This window comes from Paenibacillus sinensis (genome assembly GCF_019904155.1).
Classification (GTDB): domain Bacteria; phylum Bacillota; class Bacilli; order Paenibacillales; family Paenibacillaceae; genus Paenibacillus_AQ; species Paenibacillus_AQ sinensis.
Genome location: NZ_JAHCMB010000049.1, coordinates 82,363 through 102,694, shown reverse-complemented (window position 1 = coordinate 102,694; position 20,332 = coordinate 82,363). Strand labels below are relative to the sequence as shown.

General features: G+C 53.0%; 14 protein-coding genes. 4 read left to right on the top strand and 10 right to left on the bottom strand.

All coding sequences use genetic code 11. From position 1 onward, the window contains the following. The first annotated feature begins 162 nt into the window (after window positions 1–162). On the top strand, window positions 163–1,581 hold the full coding sequence (locus KIH86_RS06275) for a DHA2 family efflux MFS transporter permease subunit (RefSeq protein ID WP_223081957.1): 1,419 nt from the start codon (window positions 163–165) through the stop codon (window positions 1,579–1,581). A 216-nt stretch (window positions 1,582–1,797) separates the two neighbouring features. On the opposite strand, the gene KIH86_RS06270 is transcribed toward KIH86_RS06275, so the two are convergent. Both KIH86_RS06270 and KIH86_RS06265 read right to left on the bottom strand, forming a co-directional pair. After that, window positions 1,798–2,172 (bottom strand): 4Fe-4S dicluster domain-containing protein, encoded by a 375-nt coding sequence (locus KIH86_RS06270; protein WP_223081857.1) that lies wholly within the window; start codon window positions 2,170–2,172, stop codon window positions 1,798–1,800. After that, window positions 2,169–3,821 (bottom strand): FAD-dependent oxidoreductase, encoded by a 1,653-nt coding sequence (locus KIH86_RS06265; RefSeq protein ID WP_223081856.1) that lies wholly within the window; start codon window positions 3,819–3,821, stop codon window positions 2,169–2,171. The genes KIH86_RS06270 and KIH86_RS06265 overlap by 4 nt, the downstream gene beginning before the upstream one ends. 460 nt (window positions 3,822–4,281) lie before the next feature. Between KIH86_RS06265 and KIH86_RS06260 the strand changes: the two genes are divergently transcribed. After that, window positions 4,282–4,602: a hypothetical protein gene (locus KIH86_RS06260; protein WP_235775286.1), complete on the top strand. Its 321-nt coding sequence runs from the start codon at window positions 4,282–4,284 to the stop codon at window positions 4,600–4,602. 64 nt (window positions 4,603–4,666) lie between these two features. Here KIH86_RS06260 and KIH86_RS06255 read toward each other — a convergent pair whose 3' ends face one another. The 3 genes from KIH86_RS06255 to zwf form a co-directional block, all read right to left on the bottom strand. Continuing rightward, on the bottom strand, window positions 4,667–7,963 hold the full coding sequence (locus KIH86_RS06255; RefSeq protein WP_223081854.1) for a DEAD/DEAH box helicase: 3,297 nt from the start codon (window positions 7,961–7,963) through the stop codon (window positions 4,667–4,669). Between the two features lie 289 nt (window positions 7,964–8,252). Further along, window positions 8,253–9,146 carry a phosphogluconate dehydrogenase (NAD(+)-dependent, decarboxylating) gene (gnd, locus tag KIH86_RS06250; RefSeq protein WP_223081853.1) on the bottom strand — a complete coding sequence of 298 codons (894 nt, stop codon included), beginning with the start codon at window positions 9,144–9,146 and terminating at the stop codon, window positions 8,253–8,255. A 49-nt stretch (window positions 9,147–9,195) separates the two neighbouring features. Further along, complete coding sequence (gene zwf / locus KIH86_RS06245; RefSeq protein ID WP_223081852.1) at window positions 9,196–10,767, bottom strand: glucose-6-phosphate dehydrogenase; 1,572 nt, start codon at window positions 10,765–10,767, stop codon at window positions 9,196–9,198. Window positions 10,768–11,046: 279 nt separating this feature from the next. On the opposite strand from zwf, the gene hmpA reads away from it, so the two are divergent. After that, window positions 11,047–12,231 (top strand): NO-inducible flavohemoprotein, encoded by a 1,185-nt coding sequence (hmpA, locus tag KIH86_RS06240; RefSeq protein WP_223081851.1) that lies wholly within the window; start codon window positions 11,047–11,049, stop codon window positions 12,229–12,231. 10 nt (window positions 12,232–12,241) lie between these two features. Here the strand turns inward: hmpA and KIH86_RS06235 are convergent, their stop codons facing one another. Further along, window positions 12,242–13,729: an oligosaccharide flippase family protein gene (locus KIH86_RS06235; protein WP_223081850.1), complete on the bottom strand. Its 1,488-nt coding sequence runs from the start codon at window positions 13,727–13,729 to the stop codon at window positions 12,242–12,244. Between the two features lie 89 nt (window positions 13,730–13,818). Continuing rightward, window positions 13,819–14,946, bottom strand: a complete 1,128-nt coding sequence (locus KIH86_RS06230) for an amidase domain-containing protein (RefSeq protein ID WP_223081849.1) — start codon at window positions 14,944–14,946, stop codon at window positions 13,819–13,821. 182 nt (window positions 14,947–15,128) lie between these two features. On the opposite strand from KIH86_RS06230, the gene KIH86_RS06225 reads away from it, so the two are divergent. Then, window positions 15,129–16,106, top strand: coding sequence for a GNAT family N-acetyltransferase (locus tag KIH86_RS06225; protein ID WP_223081847.1), 978 nt, complete (start codon window positions 15,129–15,131; stop codon window positions 16,104–16,106). An 83-nt stretch (window positions 16,107–16,189) separates the two neighbouring features. Here KIH86_RS06225 and KIH86_RS06220 read toward each other — a convergent pair whose 3' ends face one another. The 3 genes from KIH86_RS06220 to KIH86_RS06210 all read right to left on the bottom strand — a co-directional run bounded on the left by KIH86_RS06220 (window position 16,190) and on the right by KIH86_RS06210 (window position 20,060). After that, on the bottom strand, window positions 16,190–16,489 hold the full coding sequence (locus tag KIH86_RS06220; protein WP_407672244.1) for an antibiotic biosynthesis monooxygenase family protein: 300 nt from the start codon (window positions 16,487–16,489) through the stop codon (window positions 16,190–16,192). A 177-nt stretch (window positions 16,490–16,666) separates the two neighbouring features. Then, window positions 16,667–18,037, bottom strand: coding sequence for an MATE family efflux transporter (locus tag KIH86_RS06215; protein ID WP_223081845.1), 1,371 nt, complete (start codon window positions 18,035–18,037; stop codon window positions 16,667–16,669). A 268-nt stretch (window positions 18,038–18,305) separates the two neighbouring features. Then, a complete protein-coding gene (locus tag KIH86_RS06210; RefSeq protein WP_223081844.1) occupies window positions 18,306–20,060 on the bottom strand; it encodes a glycoside hydrolase family 13 protein in 1,755 nt (584 codons plus the stop codon). Window positions 20,061–20,332: the final 272 nt, after the last annotated feature.

Genomic DNA, 20,332 nt, shown 5'->3' with positions numbered 1-20,332 from the left:
GTCAGATCCAGTCTGACCGGAGTACTCTAGTTTATACGCCGTTGATTATACAACACTGTGTAAATTAATCAAAGAGAGAGAAAAAGAAAGGGATGGAGAAGTTTGAGTGGACAAAGAGAAGTAACAGCCGACGGCATCAAGAAAGGGCCAATTCTATTCATTATGATTCTTGGCGCCTTTCTTGCGACGCTCAATCAAACGATCATGAGCGTTGCCGTACCCAAGCTGATGGTCGATTTCAGCATTTCGGCAACAACCGCCCAGTGGCTGACCACAGGCTATATGCTGGTTAACGGCGTATTGATTCCAATCACCGCCTATTTCATGCAGCGGTTTACGACAAGACAGCTGTTCCAGGCTTCCATGCTGATCTTTCTGGCGGGAACCCTGGTATCCGCCTTCGCCTCCAGCTTCCCGGCGCTGCTTACTGGCCGGATGATTCAGGCGGCCGGAGCGGGCATCATTATGCCGCTGCTTACAAATGTTATTCTGACCCTCTTCCCTCCAGACAAAAGAGGCGCCGCTATGGGGATGGTCGGATTGGCTATTATTTTCGCCCCGGCAATCGGACCGACGCTTGCAGGCTACATTCTGGAGAATTATGCCTGGGAGACAATGTTCTACGGCATGATTCCGCTTGCCATCCTGGTCATTGTCTTTGGCTTTATCTACCTGAGAAACGTCTCCGAGAAAGTCGAGACCAAGATCGATATCCTGAGCGTTCTACTCTCCACAATCGGCTTCGGCGCGCTGCTGTACGGCTTCAGCCAGGCCGGAAGCAAGGGCTGGTCGAGCGCAGAGGTACTCATCCCGATTGCCGCAGGCGTCGTCTCCCTGGCGCTGTTCACCTGGAGACAGCTAGTCAGCAAGTCACCTCTGCTGGAACTTCGGGCTTTCAAGTACAATATGTTCACTCTGACAACGCTTATAAACGTCGCGGTTACAATGGTTATGTATGCGGACATGATGCTGCTGCCGCTCTATCTCCAGAACGCCAGAGGGTACACGGCCCTGGAATCCGGGCTTCTGCTGCTTCCCGGCGCTCTTGTGATGGGTATGCTGATGCCGGTTACCGGCAAGCTGTTTGACCGCTTCGGGGCCAAATGGCTGGCGATCATCGGTATGATCATTACGCTTGCCACCACTCTTGGCTTCATCAATCTGACCGACTCGACCAGCTATACCTATCTGGTGCTGATGTCGACGGGCCGCCGGATTGGCATGGCACTGCTGCTGATGCCGATTCAGACCGCTGGACTCAACCAGCTTCCGTCGAAGCTTAACGCTCACGGAACCGCGATCTCCAATACGATCCGCCAGGTTGCCGGTGCGGTCGGCACTTCCTTGCTAGTCACCGTCATGACAAGCCGGACCAAAACGCATTTCACGGAAATGCTGACTTCCGGCGGCGGTAAGGGCGCATCACAGGAGCATCTGATTATGGAAGCTTCGATTCAGGGTATTAACGATGCTTATCTCGTCATCATCGGCATCGGGTTGGTCGGCCTGCTGCTGAGCTTCTTCATCAAACGCACGGATAAACCGGCGGCTCTGAAAAAGGCTGTCGTACAGGAAGCCTGATACTAATCCGCGAACCCTTCGACTGCACAATTTGGATAGAGTAGTTCTGATATCGTAAATGTAAAACGAAGCTGCCCCTCATAGCCATTTCCAATGCTTATGGGGCAGCTTCGTTTTTTTATCAGGATCAACGTATTAGTCTACATAGAAGGTCCGTGTGCGGACCGCTGCTTCACAACCTTTTGTACACATAGATCGATATCCTCTTGTATGTTCTTAAGACCCCAGCTTGACATCCGACACGCCAGCCGGCTTCTCCACCCGCGGAGGCAGAATCCGGTCGATGAACGCCGTCTGATCCCGGGCCGCCAGCGTGGTCTGGCCGGGAGCCCAGCCGATCGTGGCTCTCCAGCTCCCCAGCAGCTGACGCTCGGCCAAATCCTCCTCCTGGACGCCAATCACCTCGTCCGTATAGGGTGCAACATACAGCGCATCGGCAGGGCAGTATGCCTCGCAGATGAAGCAGGTCTGGCAATCCTCCTGCCGGGCGATTACCGGCTCATGAGCTGTCCGGTCAAACACGTTGGTTGGGCATACTTTGACACATAAATTGCAGCTGATACACCGCTCCGGGCTGACCAATTCAATCATTTCACCGCCGCCTCCTGACTGTTAACCGATTCCGTAATGAAGCTTGCCTGTGTCAGGCAAGGACGGTCTAACCCTACACGGATTTCCTCCAGACCGGATACCAGCAGCCGATGATGCTGGGCAGGGTCCACGTCCGGATACTCCTGCAAGACATGCAGTCCCTCGCCCCTGCTCTCCTTCCGGGCAAGCGCCGCCGTGTACATCCATCTGGCTGTCGCTGCCATCGAAGCGGCTTCGCGGGCATGAACCCGATCATGCACATTGGTCAGAATTTGACGATTGACCTCTGGCCACAGATCGTTCAGCTTCGCCAGCGCCTGCCTCAAGCCGTGCTCCGATCGGAAGTAATTGATGTTGAGCGGGAATACCTGATCCTGTATCCTCTTCACAAGCTCACGAGTCGGCGTCGCGCCACCCTGGCGGAATTCGGTGGAAGAACCTCCTTCTGCCTGAGACAAGCCGTATCGGCCAGCCGGGCGCAGATTGCGGACCGAGGCGCCGAAGCTTCCGGATGTGGCGTAAGCAGCCGCCCCTTCACCGGCCCAGGTTCCGGAGCAGATCGCCCATGAGGCGTTAAAAGCGCCGCCTCCGGATGCAGCGCCCGTGACCCGTTCCCGGGTAGCAGCATCGCCAGCCGCATACAGCCCCGGAACGGTGGTGCCGCAATCGTCCGTGACGATCCGCAAGCCCCCGGTGCCCCGCACCGTTCCTTCATACCGGAGGGTTAAAGGGAACGGCTCCTTGAAGACGTCGATTCCCGCCCGGTCATAGGGAAGGAAGAAAATCGCGTGAGAGGAACGCAGAATCGCCTGCTTCTCCGGCGTATCCGCCTTGTTCATGATGGCGTATACCGGGCCTTTCAGCAGCTGTTCCGCCAGAAAATCCCCGCCGCGCCGGCCGCTGAGTTCATTCCCGTGCTGGTCGTAATAAGTGGCCCAGCCCAGCAGTCTCGACCGGGTATTGGAGCCGAAAGCGGGACTCGGAGCGTATTTCCTCGTAAATTCCATGCCGGATAACTCGGCACCTACCTCTCCCCCCATGAGATAACCGTCGCCGGTCAAGACATTGCAGCCAAGCCCCTTGCTGAGAAAAGCGCAGCCCCCGGTAGCGATAACGACCGCATTCGCCCGGACCTCCCAATCGCGGTTCTCCTGACGGAGAATCCCTCTGGCTCCGCCCACTCCATATTCATCAACGAGCAGCTCCAGGGCCGGAGCCTGATCCAGCACCTTGACCCCCGCTTTCTTCACCATCCTCCGCATGAGCCGCATATATTCCGGTCCTTGCAGATGGTCGCGCTGCGGAACACCGTTCTCGTCTCTGACGAACGGATAGCCCCATTTCTCTATTTGCTCCAGGTTGATATAGACCTGATCCAGCACCCGGTGAATCCAGGCCGATTCCGCCAGTCCGCCTCCGATCTCCAGCCTATGCTGTACAGCCCGCTCCCGAAGCTCATGATCCGGAGGCAGATACAGCAGATTCGTTCCGCCGGGCGCGGTAGCGCCGCTGGAGCCTAAATAGCCTTTGTCAACCAGCACCACCCTGGCTCCCTGTTCAGCCGCGCTGCGCGCAGCCCAGGCTCCGGCGGGTCCGCCTCCAATAACCAGTACATCCGCGCTTAATTTGAGCTCCAAGCTCTTTGTCATAACGGCCCTCCTGCTCCCTCTCATCTTGTTACCGGTTTGCCGGCCGATCTTGGCCTTGCCTCAGCTCTCCTCGATCAAAATAAAAAAGATGCATGCTGATTCTCCCGCTACCGTACAAGTACGTATTTGCGTGGGAAATCAAGCACACATCTCCATAGGAATGGTCAATGGCCAGTTGAATTGCCGACAAAACCGACAAATTTAATTATAATTTAAAATGATTGATTTTTATCCTATCACCGGGACAGAGGGATGTCAACAACAGAACATCTGCCCGCCTGCTTCTGCCAGCGTAACTTCAATACTCGAGTCTATCATTCCTATCCAGCCCCAAAAGCAGCTTGCGCCGTTTCGCAAGCCGCTTTTTTATACTCTGCTGGGCATTCGCCCAATCATCGGGTCATCGACCTACGTACCGTAGTACAGATTCATCATAAGCGCGAGAAAGGCAGTGAATGCTATGAGTTATCAGCCTATGCCTACCCAAATGGGCAGAGTTCTGTATCAAGCGGACGGCTCATCCGTCCAGAACATCAAGGCCATCCGCAGCAATCTTCACCAATTATGCAGACAGCACACCAACCAGATTGTCCGGATCGAAACGATAGACGGCCAGGTCTTAGTGGGCAGAATCGTAAGCTGCGACAGAGGACTGCTGCATTTGGCTATCCGCAATCCAGGAGGCCACCGCGCCTTTTTCGGCATGCCATACAGCAACGATGAACTGATCCTGACCCTCGTTCTCTACGAACTGCTGGTCATTACCCTGCTGTCTACTTAATCGGCATAACCTGCTCAGATCGAAGCATCCCGGTTCGCTCGAAGATTCCCTCATCCAATAATGATCAAACGGACAGCAGCTCCCGGATTTCCTGCTCCGTCAAGGAGGATATGGATTCTCCGCCGGATTTGACGACCTCGTCAATCAGCGTTTTTTTCTTCTGCTGGAGCTCGTACATCTTCTCTTCGACAGTGCCCTGCGCGACCAGGCGGATCACCTGTACGACTTTTTTCTGGCCGATGCGGTGGGCGCGGTCCTCAGCCTGCTGCTCGACTGCGGGATTCCACCACAAATCATACAGAATGACCGTATCGGCGCCCGTCAGGTTCAGGCCGGTTCCTCCGGCTTTGAGCGAGATAAGGAAGAGCTCGCGTTCTCCCTCGTTGAAGCGGCTGCACAGTTCCGTCCGCTCCCGGGCAGGGGTATTGCCGTCCAGATAAAAGAACGGAATGCCCCGGGTTCCCAGCTCCCGGCCAATCATGCCCAGCATCCCCGTGAACTGGGAGAAGATCAGCGGACGTCTGCCCGCGCTTCGGCAGTCCTCGACAATCTGCAGGAGCTGTTCGAGCTTGGCGGATTGTCCGCTGTAGTCCTCGATGAACAATCCCGGATGGCAGCAAATTTGCCGGAGCCGGGTCAGGCCGGCCAGAATCTTGATCCGGCTCTGCTCGAAATCGTTGTTGTCCAGATGCTTTAGCGTCTCCAGCCGGAGCTTGGCAAGATAAGCAGCGTACAGCTTCTTCTGCTCCGGCAGCAGCTCGGATATCTGCATCGAGTCGATCTTCTCCGGCAGCTCCTGAAGCACATCGCGCTTCATCCGGCGCAGCAAGAACGGACGGGCCCGCCGGGACACCTCTTCCCGCTTAATCTCGCTGAATGCCCGGCGGTCGGGGAACAGGCCGGGAAATACGGCGTCGTAAATCGACCACAGCTCTTCCAGCGAATTCTCGACCGGCGTTCCAGTGAGGGCGAACCGGCATTCGGCACGGAGCGATTTTACGGCTTTCGCCGTCTGTGTAGTGTAGTTCTTGAACGCCTGGGCCTCATCCAGGATCAGCGTATGAAAAGCCAGCTGCGAATAACGGGCTATATCCCGTCTCAGCAGCGGATAGGAGACGATGATGGCGTCAACGCCGCCGGCATCCCTGAGTACGGCGCTTCGCTCGTTAGGCGTGCCGTCCGCTACCGCCGCGCGGATGCCCGGCGCGAACCGGCGCAGCTCGCTCAGCCAGTTGTACATCAGCGACGCCGGCGAGACGATGAGCGCCGGCTGCTTCCGTGCCCGGATTTCGGGCAGCACGGAGAGCAGAAACGCGATGCTCTGCAGCGTCTTGCCAAGCCCCATATCGTCGGCAAGAATGCCGCCGAAGCCGTACTGCGCCAGCGTCTTCAGCCATTGGAAGCCGAAATGCTGGTAATCGCGCAGAACCGGAGCAAGACTCTCCGGAACCGGATGATCCAGCAGGTCCGGATTGCGGAGACGTTCCAGCAGCAGGCGCAGCGGCTTGCCGAGGCTGATGGAGCTTCCCCGATTCCGGCCGCTGTCTTCCATCAGATGCAGGGCACGAGCCACAGGCAAGCGAAAATGCGAACCGATGATTTCTCCTTTAGGGAGGGCAACCTCGTTCAGAAACCGGATAATCTCCTGATACTCCTCATCCTCCATCGGAAGCAGGGCTCCATTCGCCAATTTATGGTATCTGCGCTTCTCGCGGAGCGATTCGATAATGCCGCGGATTTCCGATTCCGGTATCCCGTCGATTTGAAACCGGAATTCAAGCCAGTTCGTGCGTTCGCCCAGATCAGCCGAAATCTTGGGAGAGGTATGGCCTGCGAACAGGCGGGTTTTTACCGCCGAAGTGGCGTATATCTTCGCAAGCTGTTCCAGCCGGGGCGTTACCGTCTTCAGAAAATCATACTCCAGCTCCTCATCCTGCAAGAAAAAGCCGCTCTCGGTCCGGACGAACCCGGCTGTCTCCATCAGCTCCAGGATGCGCTCCTCCTTCTCCCCTTCCCGGATCAAAATGCGCGAATCTGCACCGCGCGAAGCTTCCTGCTCCAGAGGATTGATCACAATGTCGCCGTATTGGAACTCCAGCCCGGCAAGCAGCCGATCGCTAACCCGATCCAGATAAATTCTGGCGCTAAGCGGGGATTGAACCATCCGGTCGGAGACGCTCTTGGCAATCCGGACCTCTCCGAGCTTCATCAGGCCGGGTACGACCCGTTCCATGAACGGCTCGGCTTCTCGCGGGGCAATGCTGAGGATTCCGGTTCCTTGCTCATCCCCTGTCATGATTCGTTGAAGTCCGGCAAGTCTTGCGCAATCCTCCGGCTTCAGCTTGTAAAATCGGCCTTCCAAGAGAGCCATTCCATATTCCTCCAACACTTTTAGCGTCTGAAGCCCCTGCACAGCAAGAGAGATGCCTTCATTCCCGTCCTGGTCAAACTGGAACCGGAGCGGCAGCACCTCTTCGGAACAGTCAAAGCCTTCATAGCTGCGGTCATCAACCCGTATCTGAACGAGCGGAAGCTTCGGCAGCGCAGTGCTGATCGCCGGCCAGGCATAGGGAGGAATAGTCAGTCTTCGCGTTTCGGCGGTTTCCCCTGTGTAAAATGCGCCTGCCGCTTCCCGCTGCAGCTTCTCGCTTCGTCTCACCTCAATAAGCTTCTTCAGAAAAGCGTCAACTTCGGGGGAGAAGCAGTACAGATCCGGCGCGTACGTAAAATGTCTGGAACAGGCATATTCCTGTCCCTGCTCATACCGGGTCAGAAATTCCCGGATATCATTTACGGCATATCGTCTGCCCCACCCGATTCTCAGCTCGGCGCCAAGCAAATTACGTCTAATCCCCAGCGAAAAAGGGGTGATCGTCACTTCAGCCGACAGGATTTCCCGTGACTCGAACAAGGCCCTGGGACCTATGCGGGAAGACGCCTGTCTGCCGAACAGCTCAAGGACCCGGCTCACGAGCTGCGGATTTCCTTCATGGGTCAGATTTCCGGTACCCCGGGATTCCGGCGGCAGCCCTTCTTCCTCCGCTTCCTCAAAACGCTGAAGCACCATAATCTGCAGAAGCGCGGCAGCCACATGCTTGCAGTATTGGTCAAATGTGAAGCCGATGGAGCAGGCACATTCCGCAGACACCTGCCCGCCCGGCGTAATATGAACGGCGGCCCGGCAGACGCCATTGTCTTTGATGGCGGCCTCGTAGCTGAGACTGTTATCTCCTGATTCAACTATTGAGAGGGTCACTTTGCCGGCGCGCCGCATGGATTCGCCTTTTCGATAGGAGCTTACGCCGCATAGCGATTTGATAAGCGGCTCGGTAATCCGAAAGCTCCGGATTGTCTCGTTCATTTCAATTCTCCTCTGTCATCCGGCCATCCGGCGGGTGCTTGTTGCCCGGGCAATTGATACTGGTTCAACTAGTGTACCATATTGCTTGATACTCCCGCCCCTCAATGCCAGCCCTATGACCCCGGATTGCCCGTCGTCAGTCCGATCCCCTGCCTGCTTGCCGACTGCCGGTCTCCCGGCGTACATACCGTTAACCCGCCCCGTACACTAAAACAAGCCCGGATTCATCTCATCCGGGCTGTCTTGAAGCTTCTATATTTGGCTAATCGGAATCAACGCGTAGGGACGTTCACTTCGTCTCCACGGCATGTCCGCCGAACTCGTTGCGGAGCGCGGCGACGACTTTGCCCGTGAACGTATCGCTCTCGAGCGAACGGTAACGCATCAGCAGCGACATCGCGATAACCGGCGTGGCCGTCTGCAGATCGAACGCCGTCTCCAGCGTCCATTTGCCTTCGCCGGAGGAATGCATGATGCCTTTAATCTCATCCAGCTTGGCGTCCTTGGAGAAGGCGCGCTCCATCAGCTCCATCAGCCAGGAGCGGATAACGGAGCCGTTGTTCCAGACGCGCGCCACCTGCTCGAAGTCGAAATCAAAACCGCTCTTCTCCAGCACCTCAAAGCCTTCGCCGATCGCAGCCATCATACCGTACTCGATACCGTTGTGGACCATCTTCAAAAAATGCCCGCTGCCTGCCCGGCCGGCATGCAGATAACCGTTCGGTATTGCCGTGTCACGGAAGATCGGCATCACCGTCTCCCAGGCATCGTCATCGCCGCCGACCATGTAACAGGCTCCGTGCCGGGCCCCTTCCATACCGCCGGATGTTCCGGCGTCCATGAACCGGATGCCGGATTCCTTTAGCCGCTCATAGCGGGCAATAGATTGCTTGTAATGGGAGTTGCCTGCTTCGATGACGATGTCGCCGGACGACAGCAGAGGCTGCAGCTCATCCAGCACATGATCCACGACCTGATGCGGAACCATAATCCACAGTACGCGCGGGGACGACAGCTGTAAGACAAGCTCCGGCAGACTGGCGCTTCCGGCCGCCCCGGCTTGGGAGATTTCCTCCACCGCTGCTGCATTCAGGTCATACGCCACCAGCTCATGACCGTGCTCCAGCATATTTTTGCCGAGATTCAGTCCCATTTTTCCCAAACCGATCAAACCGATCTTCATCGCGATCCCTCCATAAATGAGCATAATTGTATTGTGAACAATGCCGAGCTTAAGCCCCTTCCTTCAGCTTCTGCGCCGTGCGTTCCTGTTCGGTATTTTCCTGTTCCGTATTTTCCTGTTCAGTGGCCTCCTGTTCAATAATCTTACCCGTCCCAGGCTCCAGAGTCTCTTCATCCAGCCACCATTTGTCATTGCCGAGCAGAGCTTGGGCCTCCTCGGGTCCATTAGAACCTGCCGGATAGGAACGAAGCGGAATCAAACCCTCCTCCATCGCCTTCTGGATCGGCTTCACCCACTGCCATGAGAGCTCTACTTCATCCCAATGAGCGAAAAAGGTGGCGTCGCCGCGGAACGCATCATGCAGCAGATTCTCATAGGCTTCGGGAACATCTCCGCCCGGCGCCTTATATGTGATCCGTATTGGCTCGAGTTCTCCCTTATTCAGAGGGTTGCGGCTGCTAACCTGGAGGGTGATTCCCTCATTAGGACTGATTTCCACGATCAGCAGATTCGGCGACTGCTCTTTCTTCTCGGAAAGATTCCGGAGCGGTTCTCTAAATTCAATGACAATCCGGGTCGATTTCTCCTTCAGCTTCTTGCCGGTACGAATATAAATAGGAACCTCGCTCCATACCGGATCATCTATCCAGAGGCGTGCCGCAATGAATGTCTCCGTCCGTGAGGACTGCGGAATTCCGGGTTCGTCCTTATAGCCTGCGGAGATTTTTCCGTTCACCTTGCTTTCCGAATACTGTCCGAGAACGATCTCGTTCACGGCTTCCTCTGTTGAAAGCGGACGGAGCGATTTCATCACATGTCTCTTCTTGGCTCTGACCTGGTCAGGAGAGCTGCCCTTCGGAAGCTGCATGGCTGTCATCATCAGAAGCTGGAGCATATGGTTCTGGAACATATCGCGAAGCGCGCCCGATTTATCGTAATAGCCGGCTCTTTCCTCAACACCAACGGTCTCGCTGGCGGTGATCTGTACATTGGCGATATAGCGGTTCGTCCAGAGCGCCTTCAGCACAGGGTTGGAGTACTCCAGCACCTCCAGGTTCTGAACCATCCGTTTGCCGAGATAATGGTCGATCCGGAAAATCTCTTCCTCGGCAAAAGCGGCATTTAACGCGGTGTTCAGCTCTCTGGCCGATTCCAGATCACGGCCGAATGGCTTCTCGATAATGAGCCGCTTCCAGCCCTTCACCGTGCCCAGGCCGCTTGCTTCGATGCCTGCGGCAATCGGACCGAAGAATTCGGGACCTACCGACAAATAGAACATCCGGTTCTCGGCGATGTTCTGCTCGCTCTCCACGGACCGGACCCGGTCCAGAAGCAGGGTGAAGTCCTCCAAGCGTCCGACATCAAGAACGCTGTAGCGGAACAAGCGAAGAAAAGCATCAAGCTGCTTCTCATCCGAGACAGGACGGCGGGAGAATGTGCGAAGCGACTTCTCTATCTGAGCGCGGAAGAATTCATCGTTCCATTCGCGTCTGCCCAAGCCGAACACGGCAAAGGCTTCAGGCAATTTCCCGTCAACGAACAAATTGTACAGAGCGGGATAAATTTTCCGCTTGGCCAGGTCACCCGTCGCGCCGAATAATACAAAAGTTGACGACTCCACTTCCATTCCTCCTGTTAATTTCATTTATTTATGTGGTTACTTTTATTAAGTGAAACTCGAGACTTCCCTCATCATACGCCTATAGTTTCCCTTCGTCAATATCAATATGACAGTTTCAAAAAGTACTTCTTTTCACATTTCATAAGCATCTTTTGTGTAACGAATGTGACAAATATCACAGTTTTCGAAAATAGTGTGATCGTCATCACATATGTCTGTTCTCGCAGAGGATTATTCTAAACCCGTCACTTATGGACCAAATATCAAGGAGGAACTCAAATGCTGTCTCAACATACGAAAGATATTGTGAAGTCCACGGCCCCGGTGCTTGCCGAACACGGCACCGCCATTACAACGGTATTCTACCGCAGATTATTCGAAGCTCATCCCGAACTGCTTAACATTTTCAACCATGCCAATCAAGCCAAGGGCCGCCAGCAGACGGCGCTTGCCAATACCGTATACGCAGCTGCTGTTCATATCGATAACCTGGAAGCCATTCTTCCCGCTGTCGTCCAGATTGCCCATAAGCATGTAAGCCTTGGCATCAAGCCCGAGCACTATCCGATCGTAGGCGAGCATTTGCTGAAGGCGATTAAAGAAGTGCTTGGAGAGGCGGCAACGGACGACATTCTGGAGGCCTGGAAAGAAGCCTATGGCGTCATTGCCGATGCATTTATCGGTGTTGAAGCGGGGATGTATAAGGAATCCAGAGAGCAAGAGCATGGCTGGAATTTCTTCAAGCCTTTTGTTGTGAGCCGCAAAGTACAGGAGAGCGGGAACATTGTCTCCTTCCATCTAAAACCCGCTGATGGCAGCAACGTTCCAACCTATAAGCCAGGCCAATATATCTCGGTTCGTGTGTCCATTCCGGGAGAGAGTTTTAGCATGATTCGCCAATACAGCCTGTCACAGGCACCGAAGCAGGGTGAGTTCCGGATTTCCGTCAAACGGGAAGCCGACAACGATCCGAACGGGCGCGTCTCGATCCATCTGCATGACGACATTCAGGAAGGAGCCGTTCTTGAGGTCAGCCCGCCTGCCGGTGAGTTCGTTCTCGATACGGACAAGACCGGACCGATAGCCTTTATCTCCGCCGGTGTCGGCATCACGCCGATGATCGGCATGCTCGAGACCGTCTCTTCGCTGACTCCGAATCGGCTTCTAGTCTTCCTTCATGCCGCCCGCAATGAAGCGCTGGGCGCCTTCCGGAAGGATATTGAGGAATACGCTGGGCGTATGAGCAATTCGAAATGGAAGGTATTCTATTCGGATGAGCCGGATGGACGAATCAACCGGGATGTTCTGAAAGACTATGTAGAACTTTCCGGTGATGTATACGTCTGCGGACCGGTCTCGTTCATGGAGTCCGTCATTTCGGATCTGAAATCGCTGGGCATGCCGGATAGCCGGCTGCATTATGAATTTTTCGGACCTGCCATGCGCTTGTCTGAGAACGAGTAAATATCAATCATTACGCTGTGCGTATTGACTTCCGAATGCACCGGAGGTACATGTACAGCCCCGTTCCTGTGAAATAGAACAGACTCATGAAGAGAAACCGAAGCAGACCCGTCCCTTCCGGTGATGGATGGAAGATCATGGATACCCCCCAGTAAACGGTGTCGATGATCAGAATGTCCATAAGGGTCAGCATCAGGTTTCTTTTTCGTAAATGGCGTATACTAACACGGCCGCTCATATTCGACATCAGGGCTACCCATTCAAGCATCAAAATACCGATGCAGGCTCCAGCATATCCTAAGCCGGGTATAGCGACCAGGAAATATTGCAGCACAAAGGAACAAACGATTCCCAATAACAAGCCAATCAGCGGCTGCTTCTGACTATCTTTCGCCCACAGAATGCAGGTGGACACTTCCCGGAAGCCGACGATCATCGGGATGAGAGCCAGGTATCGAATGATCGTTCCGGCTTCAGCCGTATTGAAAATGTAAAAGGAAAGCTCGTCCGCGCATTCATACAGAAAGATGCCTGAAATCAGACCCCAGAGCCAGGCGGCATGGAGGGCGGTTCGGGAGAGGCGGCGGAACCGGCTGAGATTTCCCTGCTGCCATGCGCCGGCCAGCTGCGCAGATACCGTATGGCATAACGCTCCGGTTAACAGAGTCGGGGTATATACCACGATCACTCCCATCCCGTAGATGATGCCGTACATCGCTGTAGCTGCCGAGGTGCTGTACCCGGCCGACAGCAATCGGTTCGGAATAAGCAGCGCATCGATAAATTCCGAAGCGGGGATGAGCATGCGGGTTGCAGAGATCATGAACGAAGTCTTGATGAACCAGAATGCCGGAATCGAACGTTCATGGGGTGCTGCCGGAAGACGTTTTTGCGAGAAGGCATGAAACAGGGTCAGCATAGCGAAAGCTGCGATTGCGCCGGAGACGGTGCCGTACAAGCCCCAGCCGACAGCTCGCTCAATCCCCGTATCCAGCAGTTGCCAGACAAGCAGGAGCAGGACGGCATACCTGACCGATTGTTCCACAACCTCGGACAAGGCGATGATGGTGATTTGTTTCAAGCCCTGCAAATAGCCTCGCAGCAGGCTTAACATTGTGGCAGCCGCCAGTGCCGGTGCGAGACTCTTGATGGCAAATACCAGATTGGGGTTTCCTAGCAGTCCGGCTATTCCGGGAGCCAGAAGAAACATGGATAAGCTGGCCAATCCAATCACAGGACCGACCAGAAGCGATAAGGTTATAAAAAAAGTCCAGCCATGCGACGGCCTCTTCGCGGTCGCTAAGGCTAATGTGGTCGGAAGACCGCCTGCGAGCATCAGAGCAAATCCATAGAACGAGTAAGCAATCTGATACAGGCCGATCCCCTCGGGTCCGACCATACGGGTAAGAGTGACTCGGCCGGCGAGACCGATTCCTTTCACCAGCAGTATCGCACAGACCCGGATTACGGATTGCTGCACAAGCCGGGGTATTGTCATATTGCCTCCAGCATAACGGAATTCTCATGATGTCCATTGTATGAGACTACCTCTTCCGTTATACCGGGCTTGTTCAGTTATTATATCGATTAATCCTTAATGTGAATGAGCCGATATTTGGTGTTGCGATCCCATCCGAGATCAAAAGGAACATGGTAACGGTCAGCCGTATGGCAATTGACCAACGGATATCCGTAATCGTTGAAGCCAACGATAACCGCGAAATGATCGATGTCGTTATTTCTCGGGATATATGCGATCAGATCCCCAGGCTTTAGTTCGCTGACCGCTCCGTTCGGATGCTTGGACGATGGTGCAACGACCTCTTCATACCTGCCTTGCTTAATGACTCTTCCATAGCCTGAATACGTCAAAAAATGGCTGAACGAATCGGTATGAACCCATGTCCGCGTTCCACCGGTTCCTTTGAAATAGCGCCAGCCGCCTTTATGAGATAAGCCGCCCCCTTCTTTCTCGTCTCCGACAACCTGGGAAGCAAAATTCGTACAATCTCCGCCTTTGCCGGTGTAATCGAGATATTTTTTATTGTAGTGATGATGGTTTCCGGCTCCCCAGGCTGCTCCTGCATACTTATTGGCATAATGCACGGCTCGTTTGCGCTTATAAGAGCTGCCGTTATGCTCCGATTCATCAGCTTCCTTGTTAATGGAAGGCAGTGTGCCGTCCGCGATTTTGTCGGGGTTTTCGTCTAGAGGGTCCAGATACCATTCCCGGTAGATTGTCCATACCCCATCCGTCTTCTTAAGGGTAATGAAGTGCCGGGTGCCGACTCCGAAATACTGCTCAGGCAAAAATTTCTTCATATAGGTATATCCGATTTGCTCAGATTGCACCAAAGAGATCTTCGCATATTCCTGATGGACGCTCTTCCGGACGATCCGAATCGAGCTATCGGCATGTGTCAGCTTCACATCCCGCTTCTCCGCCCATTTGTTCATATAGTTGCAGCGGTTCCGCTCATGCCAGTATGCCACACGGCTCGCCTTCTCCTTATCATAGAAAGCTTCAATAGCCGGCATATCCTGAGTGACCAGGGCCTTGGCCCGTTCCTTGAACATGGTCTCAAGCACGGACTCCACTTCGTTCTCCTGCCCGGAGGGATTGGCCGCGGCCTGCGCCGGAGTGCATACCATGCTCAGGGATACCGGAATAACGACGCATAGCAGAATACTCATCATCCGTTTCACTCGGTTCATAACTCTCCACCTAACTTTGAAAAGTGTTTACCGTGCTTTCTTGATGTGATCCATATCTTAATATCTCCGCGAAAGGGCATTTTAGTTCAGAAAAAATGTTCCAAGGAACTGCCTCGGAACTTTAATTAGACATGGCAATCCGTATTATGCTTATATAGAGGATGGAGGTGGAACTGATTCCAATGTTTACTATTCGACAAATGCGGCAGCCGGAAGATTTCATCGGGATAGCGTCACTGCTGAGCCTGATCGAACCGGAGCCTGTATCGGCAGAACAGCTGAAGGAAGCCGAGGATATGATCCCTCCCGGTCAGCTGGACTATAATGAGCAAGGAGAATTGACGGGCTGGGACCGTCCGAAGTGGGTGGCGGAAGATGCCACTGGGCAGCTAACAGCTTACGCCATAATCTGGCGGGCGCCATGGACCAAGCCGGGGCAGTTATCGCTCACGCTTGCGGTTCATCCGGATTACCGTGGGATGGGAATCGGGCGGCAGATGTATGATGTGCTTCTGGAATGGGCCCGCGGTGTTAAGGCTTCACAGCTTGTCAGCCATGTGCGGGATGCCGATAGCAAGTCTTTGGCTTTTGCCGAACGTCTGGGGTATCGAACCGAGCGGCATACATTTGAATCCGTTCTGGATTTGTCCGCGTTTAACGGTGAGCCGCTGGTTCAAGCAATTAAGGAAGCGGAAGGTTCCGGCATCACCTTCATCACTCTGGCAGACGAGCCGGGTGAAGAGCAGGAGCGCAAGCTGCATGAATTGTACAAGACGACCCATCCGGATATTCCGGGGTATTCGGGCAGCTTTCCCTGGTTCGAGGAGTGGAAGAAATGGAACTTGGAGCAGAGCGATACCAGCCCGGAATGGATACATATCGCCAAGGACGGGGAACGTTATGTCGGCGTAGCCGCTTTACGGCGCAATGAACAGACGAAAGGAATGTATCATGATTACACCGGAGTGCTTCCGGAATACCGGAACCGGCGGATTGCACTGGCATTGAAGCTGCTGGCGATTGAAACCGCTTTAGGTCTTGAGGCTCCTTATGTGAGAACGCATAATGATTCCATGAATGGTCCGATGCTCCGGGTTAACCGGGATTTACTCGGATTCCGGTCCGAACCGGGGATCTACAAGATGATTCTGGACCTTTAGCGGAGCCAAATTCATGCAGCTGAATCGACAATAAGCCGCACCTGGTGCGGCTTTTGTTAGTTGGCTAAGCCATGCTGAACGATTTATTGAACCTCGTACATGGTAACTTCGGTGCTCAGCAAATAATCCGGCTTCTCCTGATTGTGGCTGTTCCGGTGTCCCGCAATATGAGCCGGGCTCTTCTCCCAGGTCTTCCATGCTTCCTCAGACTCCCACCGGATGAATACCACTACAACTTCCGTCTCCTCGCTGCGGCTGCGGCTTTTCTTAAGCATAACGGTCTTGTCGATAAAACCGGGTATTTCGCTCATGGGTCCACCGGGCCGGTTAAACTTCTCGACCACTTCTCCGCTAAACCCTGTCTTGACTGTAATTGTTCTCATTTGAATGAGCATGTAATAATCCTTCCTTTCGTAGCAGTATGAACGATATTATTATAAATGATAATGATTATCAATTGCAATTTCGCTTTTTTATACAAAAATAAACACCGGCACTATTAGATCCTATAACGGACTGTTGTTCCGGTGAATGACGAAATGTTGTATTCGATTGGATGTTTAGGCTGCCGTGCTAAGCTTGCCGATTTGACGATTGAAAGGAATAAACAGCAGCAGTCCCATAACGCAGGTGATTATTTCCGTTACAGTCATCGACCAGATGACCCCTTGCAGTCCAAACCAGGCGTGCAGCATAATGATCATCGGGATATACAAGACACCCTGCGCAATCGCCATAATCATGGTTGGTGTTCCCTGTCCGGAGGCCTGGAAGACGCTTGTGAACAATCCGGTAAACCCGTTGAACAGTGCCGAGATCAGCATCGCGGTCACGATGGAAGTTCCGACACCCAGTACACCCGGATCGTTGGAGAACAGGCGCATCACCGCTTCGCGGAAGACAAGCACCGAACCGGTGAACACAATCGCAATCCCTCCAATGAGCACCGAGGCATGGGATAGACCAGACTTGAACCTTGGGATGTTCGGGCTAGAATAGTTAAATGCGAAGAATGGAATCAGACCCAGGAATAATCCCATCGCAAGGAACTCGGGGACCTGCACGATCCGCAGTGCAACGCCGAATCCCGCCACAACGCTGTCTCCATACAGGATGGAGTAATGGTTCAGCAGCAGTGTAGAGACGATCAGAAATGCCGATTGAAGCAGCTCGGAAACCCCGATTTTGTAAATCTCGATCTGATCCTTTATCGTGATCTTCACATGCTTCAGGAAGCCCCTAAGATGCTCGCTCTTCTTCTCCAAATAGTACATATAATACAGGACGGAACCGACATTCGCCAGAACCATGGATGCAGCCGCGCCGGCGACATGCCAGCCCAGACCCAGTATGAGCAGCGGATCAAGGATCAGGCTTAAGCCAGTGCTGATGAAAATCCCATACATAGATTCCTTTGAGGCCCCTTCGGATCTTACCAGCTGCTCCAGCGCAAAATTGAGAATAACGACAAACCCGCCGGCGAACAGCGTCAACGTGTAGGTCCGGGTGTATTCGACTGTTGAGGCATCTGCTCCCAGCAGCGAGACGATCGGGCCCAAAAACAGCCAAGCAAGCAGCGCAGTCAGTAGTCCCGCGATAATGCTTCCATAGAATGTGTAGCCGGCAATCTTCTTCGCCTTGGCTGTTTCTTTGCTCCCTGCGAGCCGGGTTACATAAGTGCCGCCTCCAACGCCGAATACATTGCCCACTGCCATCAGAACCGTGAAGATCGGCAGGCCGAGCGTGATTGCGGACAGCATCGCGGTATTGTGCAATAGACCGATAAAATAAGCGTTGATGACGTTATATACAGTGCCGACAGACATACCGATCATCATCGGAATGGACAAATGGGCAATAGCCTTACGTACTGGAGCCGATTCCAGATAATATTGGTTCGATTCCTCTTGTTCAAGATTTTGATTCTCCATATAAAATCCCTTCTTTACTTAATTAAATGAACTCATGGTTCATTGACTTCCCGCTCTCCCTGATCAGTACGGAGTACGGTGCAGTGTACTTGCGTTCTTGATTCAGATTCTTCTTAGTCAAGCTATAGTTAGAATTCTAATTATATTTTCATACTAATACTTAGATTTCTAACTGTCAATGGCCTAATTATTTAGGCTGCCAGGCGTCTCTATCTCAAAAAAAAGTCCCGCATTCAAAGAATGCGAGACTTTATGTCCTTTAACTCGATTATTCCACGCTGTAAATTACAAACTGCATAGGCTCAAGCTTGAAGTTTAATGCCTCTTTCTCCAGCACCTTTTGCTGCTCGCTCCATACATCCACGATCCGCTGCTGCGCCAAATCGCCCGGCAGTGCAACGTTAACGGAAGCCGTTCCGTTATTGAGAGCGACCACGATTTTCTGCTGATCTACTCCTCTCGAGAAGACGAGCAGTCCCGAGTCATTGTTCGCCTCAATGACGTTGAAGCGGGCATTGTCAGTCAATGCACTATTCGTCTTTCGAATATGGATTAACCGTTTGACGAAGCTCAGCAAATCCTGATCCTGCTTCTCCGGGTCCCATTCCATGCATCTGCGGTAATAGGCAAAATCATCACCGTCTCCCGTTAATCCGACCTCATCCCCATAATAGATACTCGGGCTTCCAGGATAGGTCAGCAGCAGCAGAAAAGCAAGCTTCAATCTGGACTTGTCGTCTTGAGCTTCTGTCAATACCCGCGCTGTATCATGACTTCCGAGCAAATTAAACATCACTTCATTGACGTTATCGGGGTACAGCTGAAGATGACTGACGAGTTCGTTAGCGAACTTCTCCGCACCGGTCTTGCGCTTGGCGACAAAATCAATGACCGCTTCAGTGAACGGATAGTTCATTACCGAGTCGAACTGGTCCCCCTGCAGCCACGGCATCGCATCATTCCACACCTCGGCGATGATATAGAGATCGTCCTTTAGCCCCCTAACCTCATTTCTGAACTGCCGCCAGAACTTATGATCGATTTCGTTCGCGATATCGAGCCGCCAGCCGTCAATATCACATTTTTCAATCCAGTATTTAGCAACCTTCAAGAGGTATTCCTTCACTTCCGGATTGGAGGTTTTAAACTTGGGCATATCCGGAACAAAGGCAAAGGTCTCATATGTGTGCGGTTCCCCATTCTCCCCGAAGCTTGAAATATGGAACCAATCGGCATATCGAGACTTGGCCCCATGCTTCAATACATCCTGGAAAGGCGCAAATCCATAGCCGGAATGATTAAACACAGCGTCCAGCATTACGCGAATACCGCGGGCATGGCTTTCCTTCACGAGCGTTCTTAACGTCTCTTCATCACCAAATTGCGGGTCAATTCTCAAATAATCAGTCGTATCGTATTTATGATTCGTCGGCGACTCGAAAATCGGGTTCAGATAAATCCCCGTAATCCCAAGCTCAACAAGATAATCGAGATTCTGTGTAATCCCTTCCAAATCCCCGCCGAAAAAGCTGTCCGACTTCGGAACATCTCCCCATTGCCCATTCACATTCGTCTTGCGATCCGGATTTCCATTGGCAAACCGCTCGGGGAAAATTTGATACCACACGGTGCTCTTTGCCCATGCCGGAGCGTCAAACACATCAATCGCATTCAAGTATGGAAAACGGAAAAAGCGATTGCCGTCCAAAGAAGAAGTAAAGCCCTTTTCACCGTAAATAGCGACTTCTTCCCCATCATGCAGCTCAAACATGTAGACGAAGCGGTTGTTTTGCGGCGAAATTGCGATAAACCAGTAATCGAACAGATCATCCGAGGTAAGTTTACTCATTGGAACGGTATCGGACACCACTCCGTCCTCGGCCCAGCTATACGGATCGCCATGGATCAGGTTAACTTTTGAAAGATCACCCTTCTTGCATCTCAATCTTAAGTGCAATGTCTTCGTGTCGTACGCATAGGCGTAGTTATTTTTGGGACGATGGTATACGGCTTCTTTTATCATAGTTTCCTCCTGTTATTAAAAAAAATATAAAAAAAAGAGCACCTCCCCTGTAGGTTGAACGGGGTTGTGCTCATCATTCGCTTATGAACGATTGTGGCAAACATTGCCCTTAAGTTTTAAAAAACACTTTCATCTGTAGTATAGAGTTGGTGTAAGGGTTAGTCAATGAATGAATAACGAAACGTTTGATCTTCATGCGCTGTTCACGGCTAATCCCAATTTGCCAGCAGTGAGGCCGGCTGTAGTTTGCACACATCTCTAGGAAAAAAGCA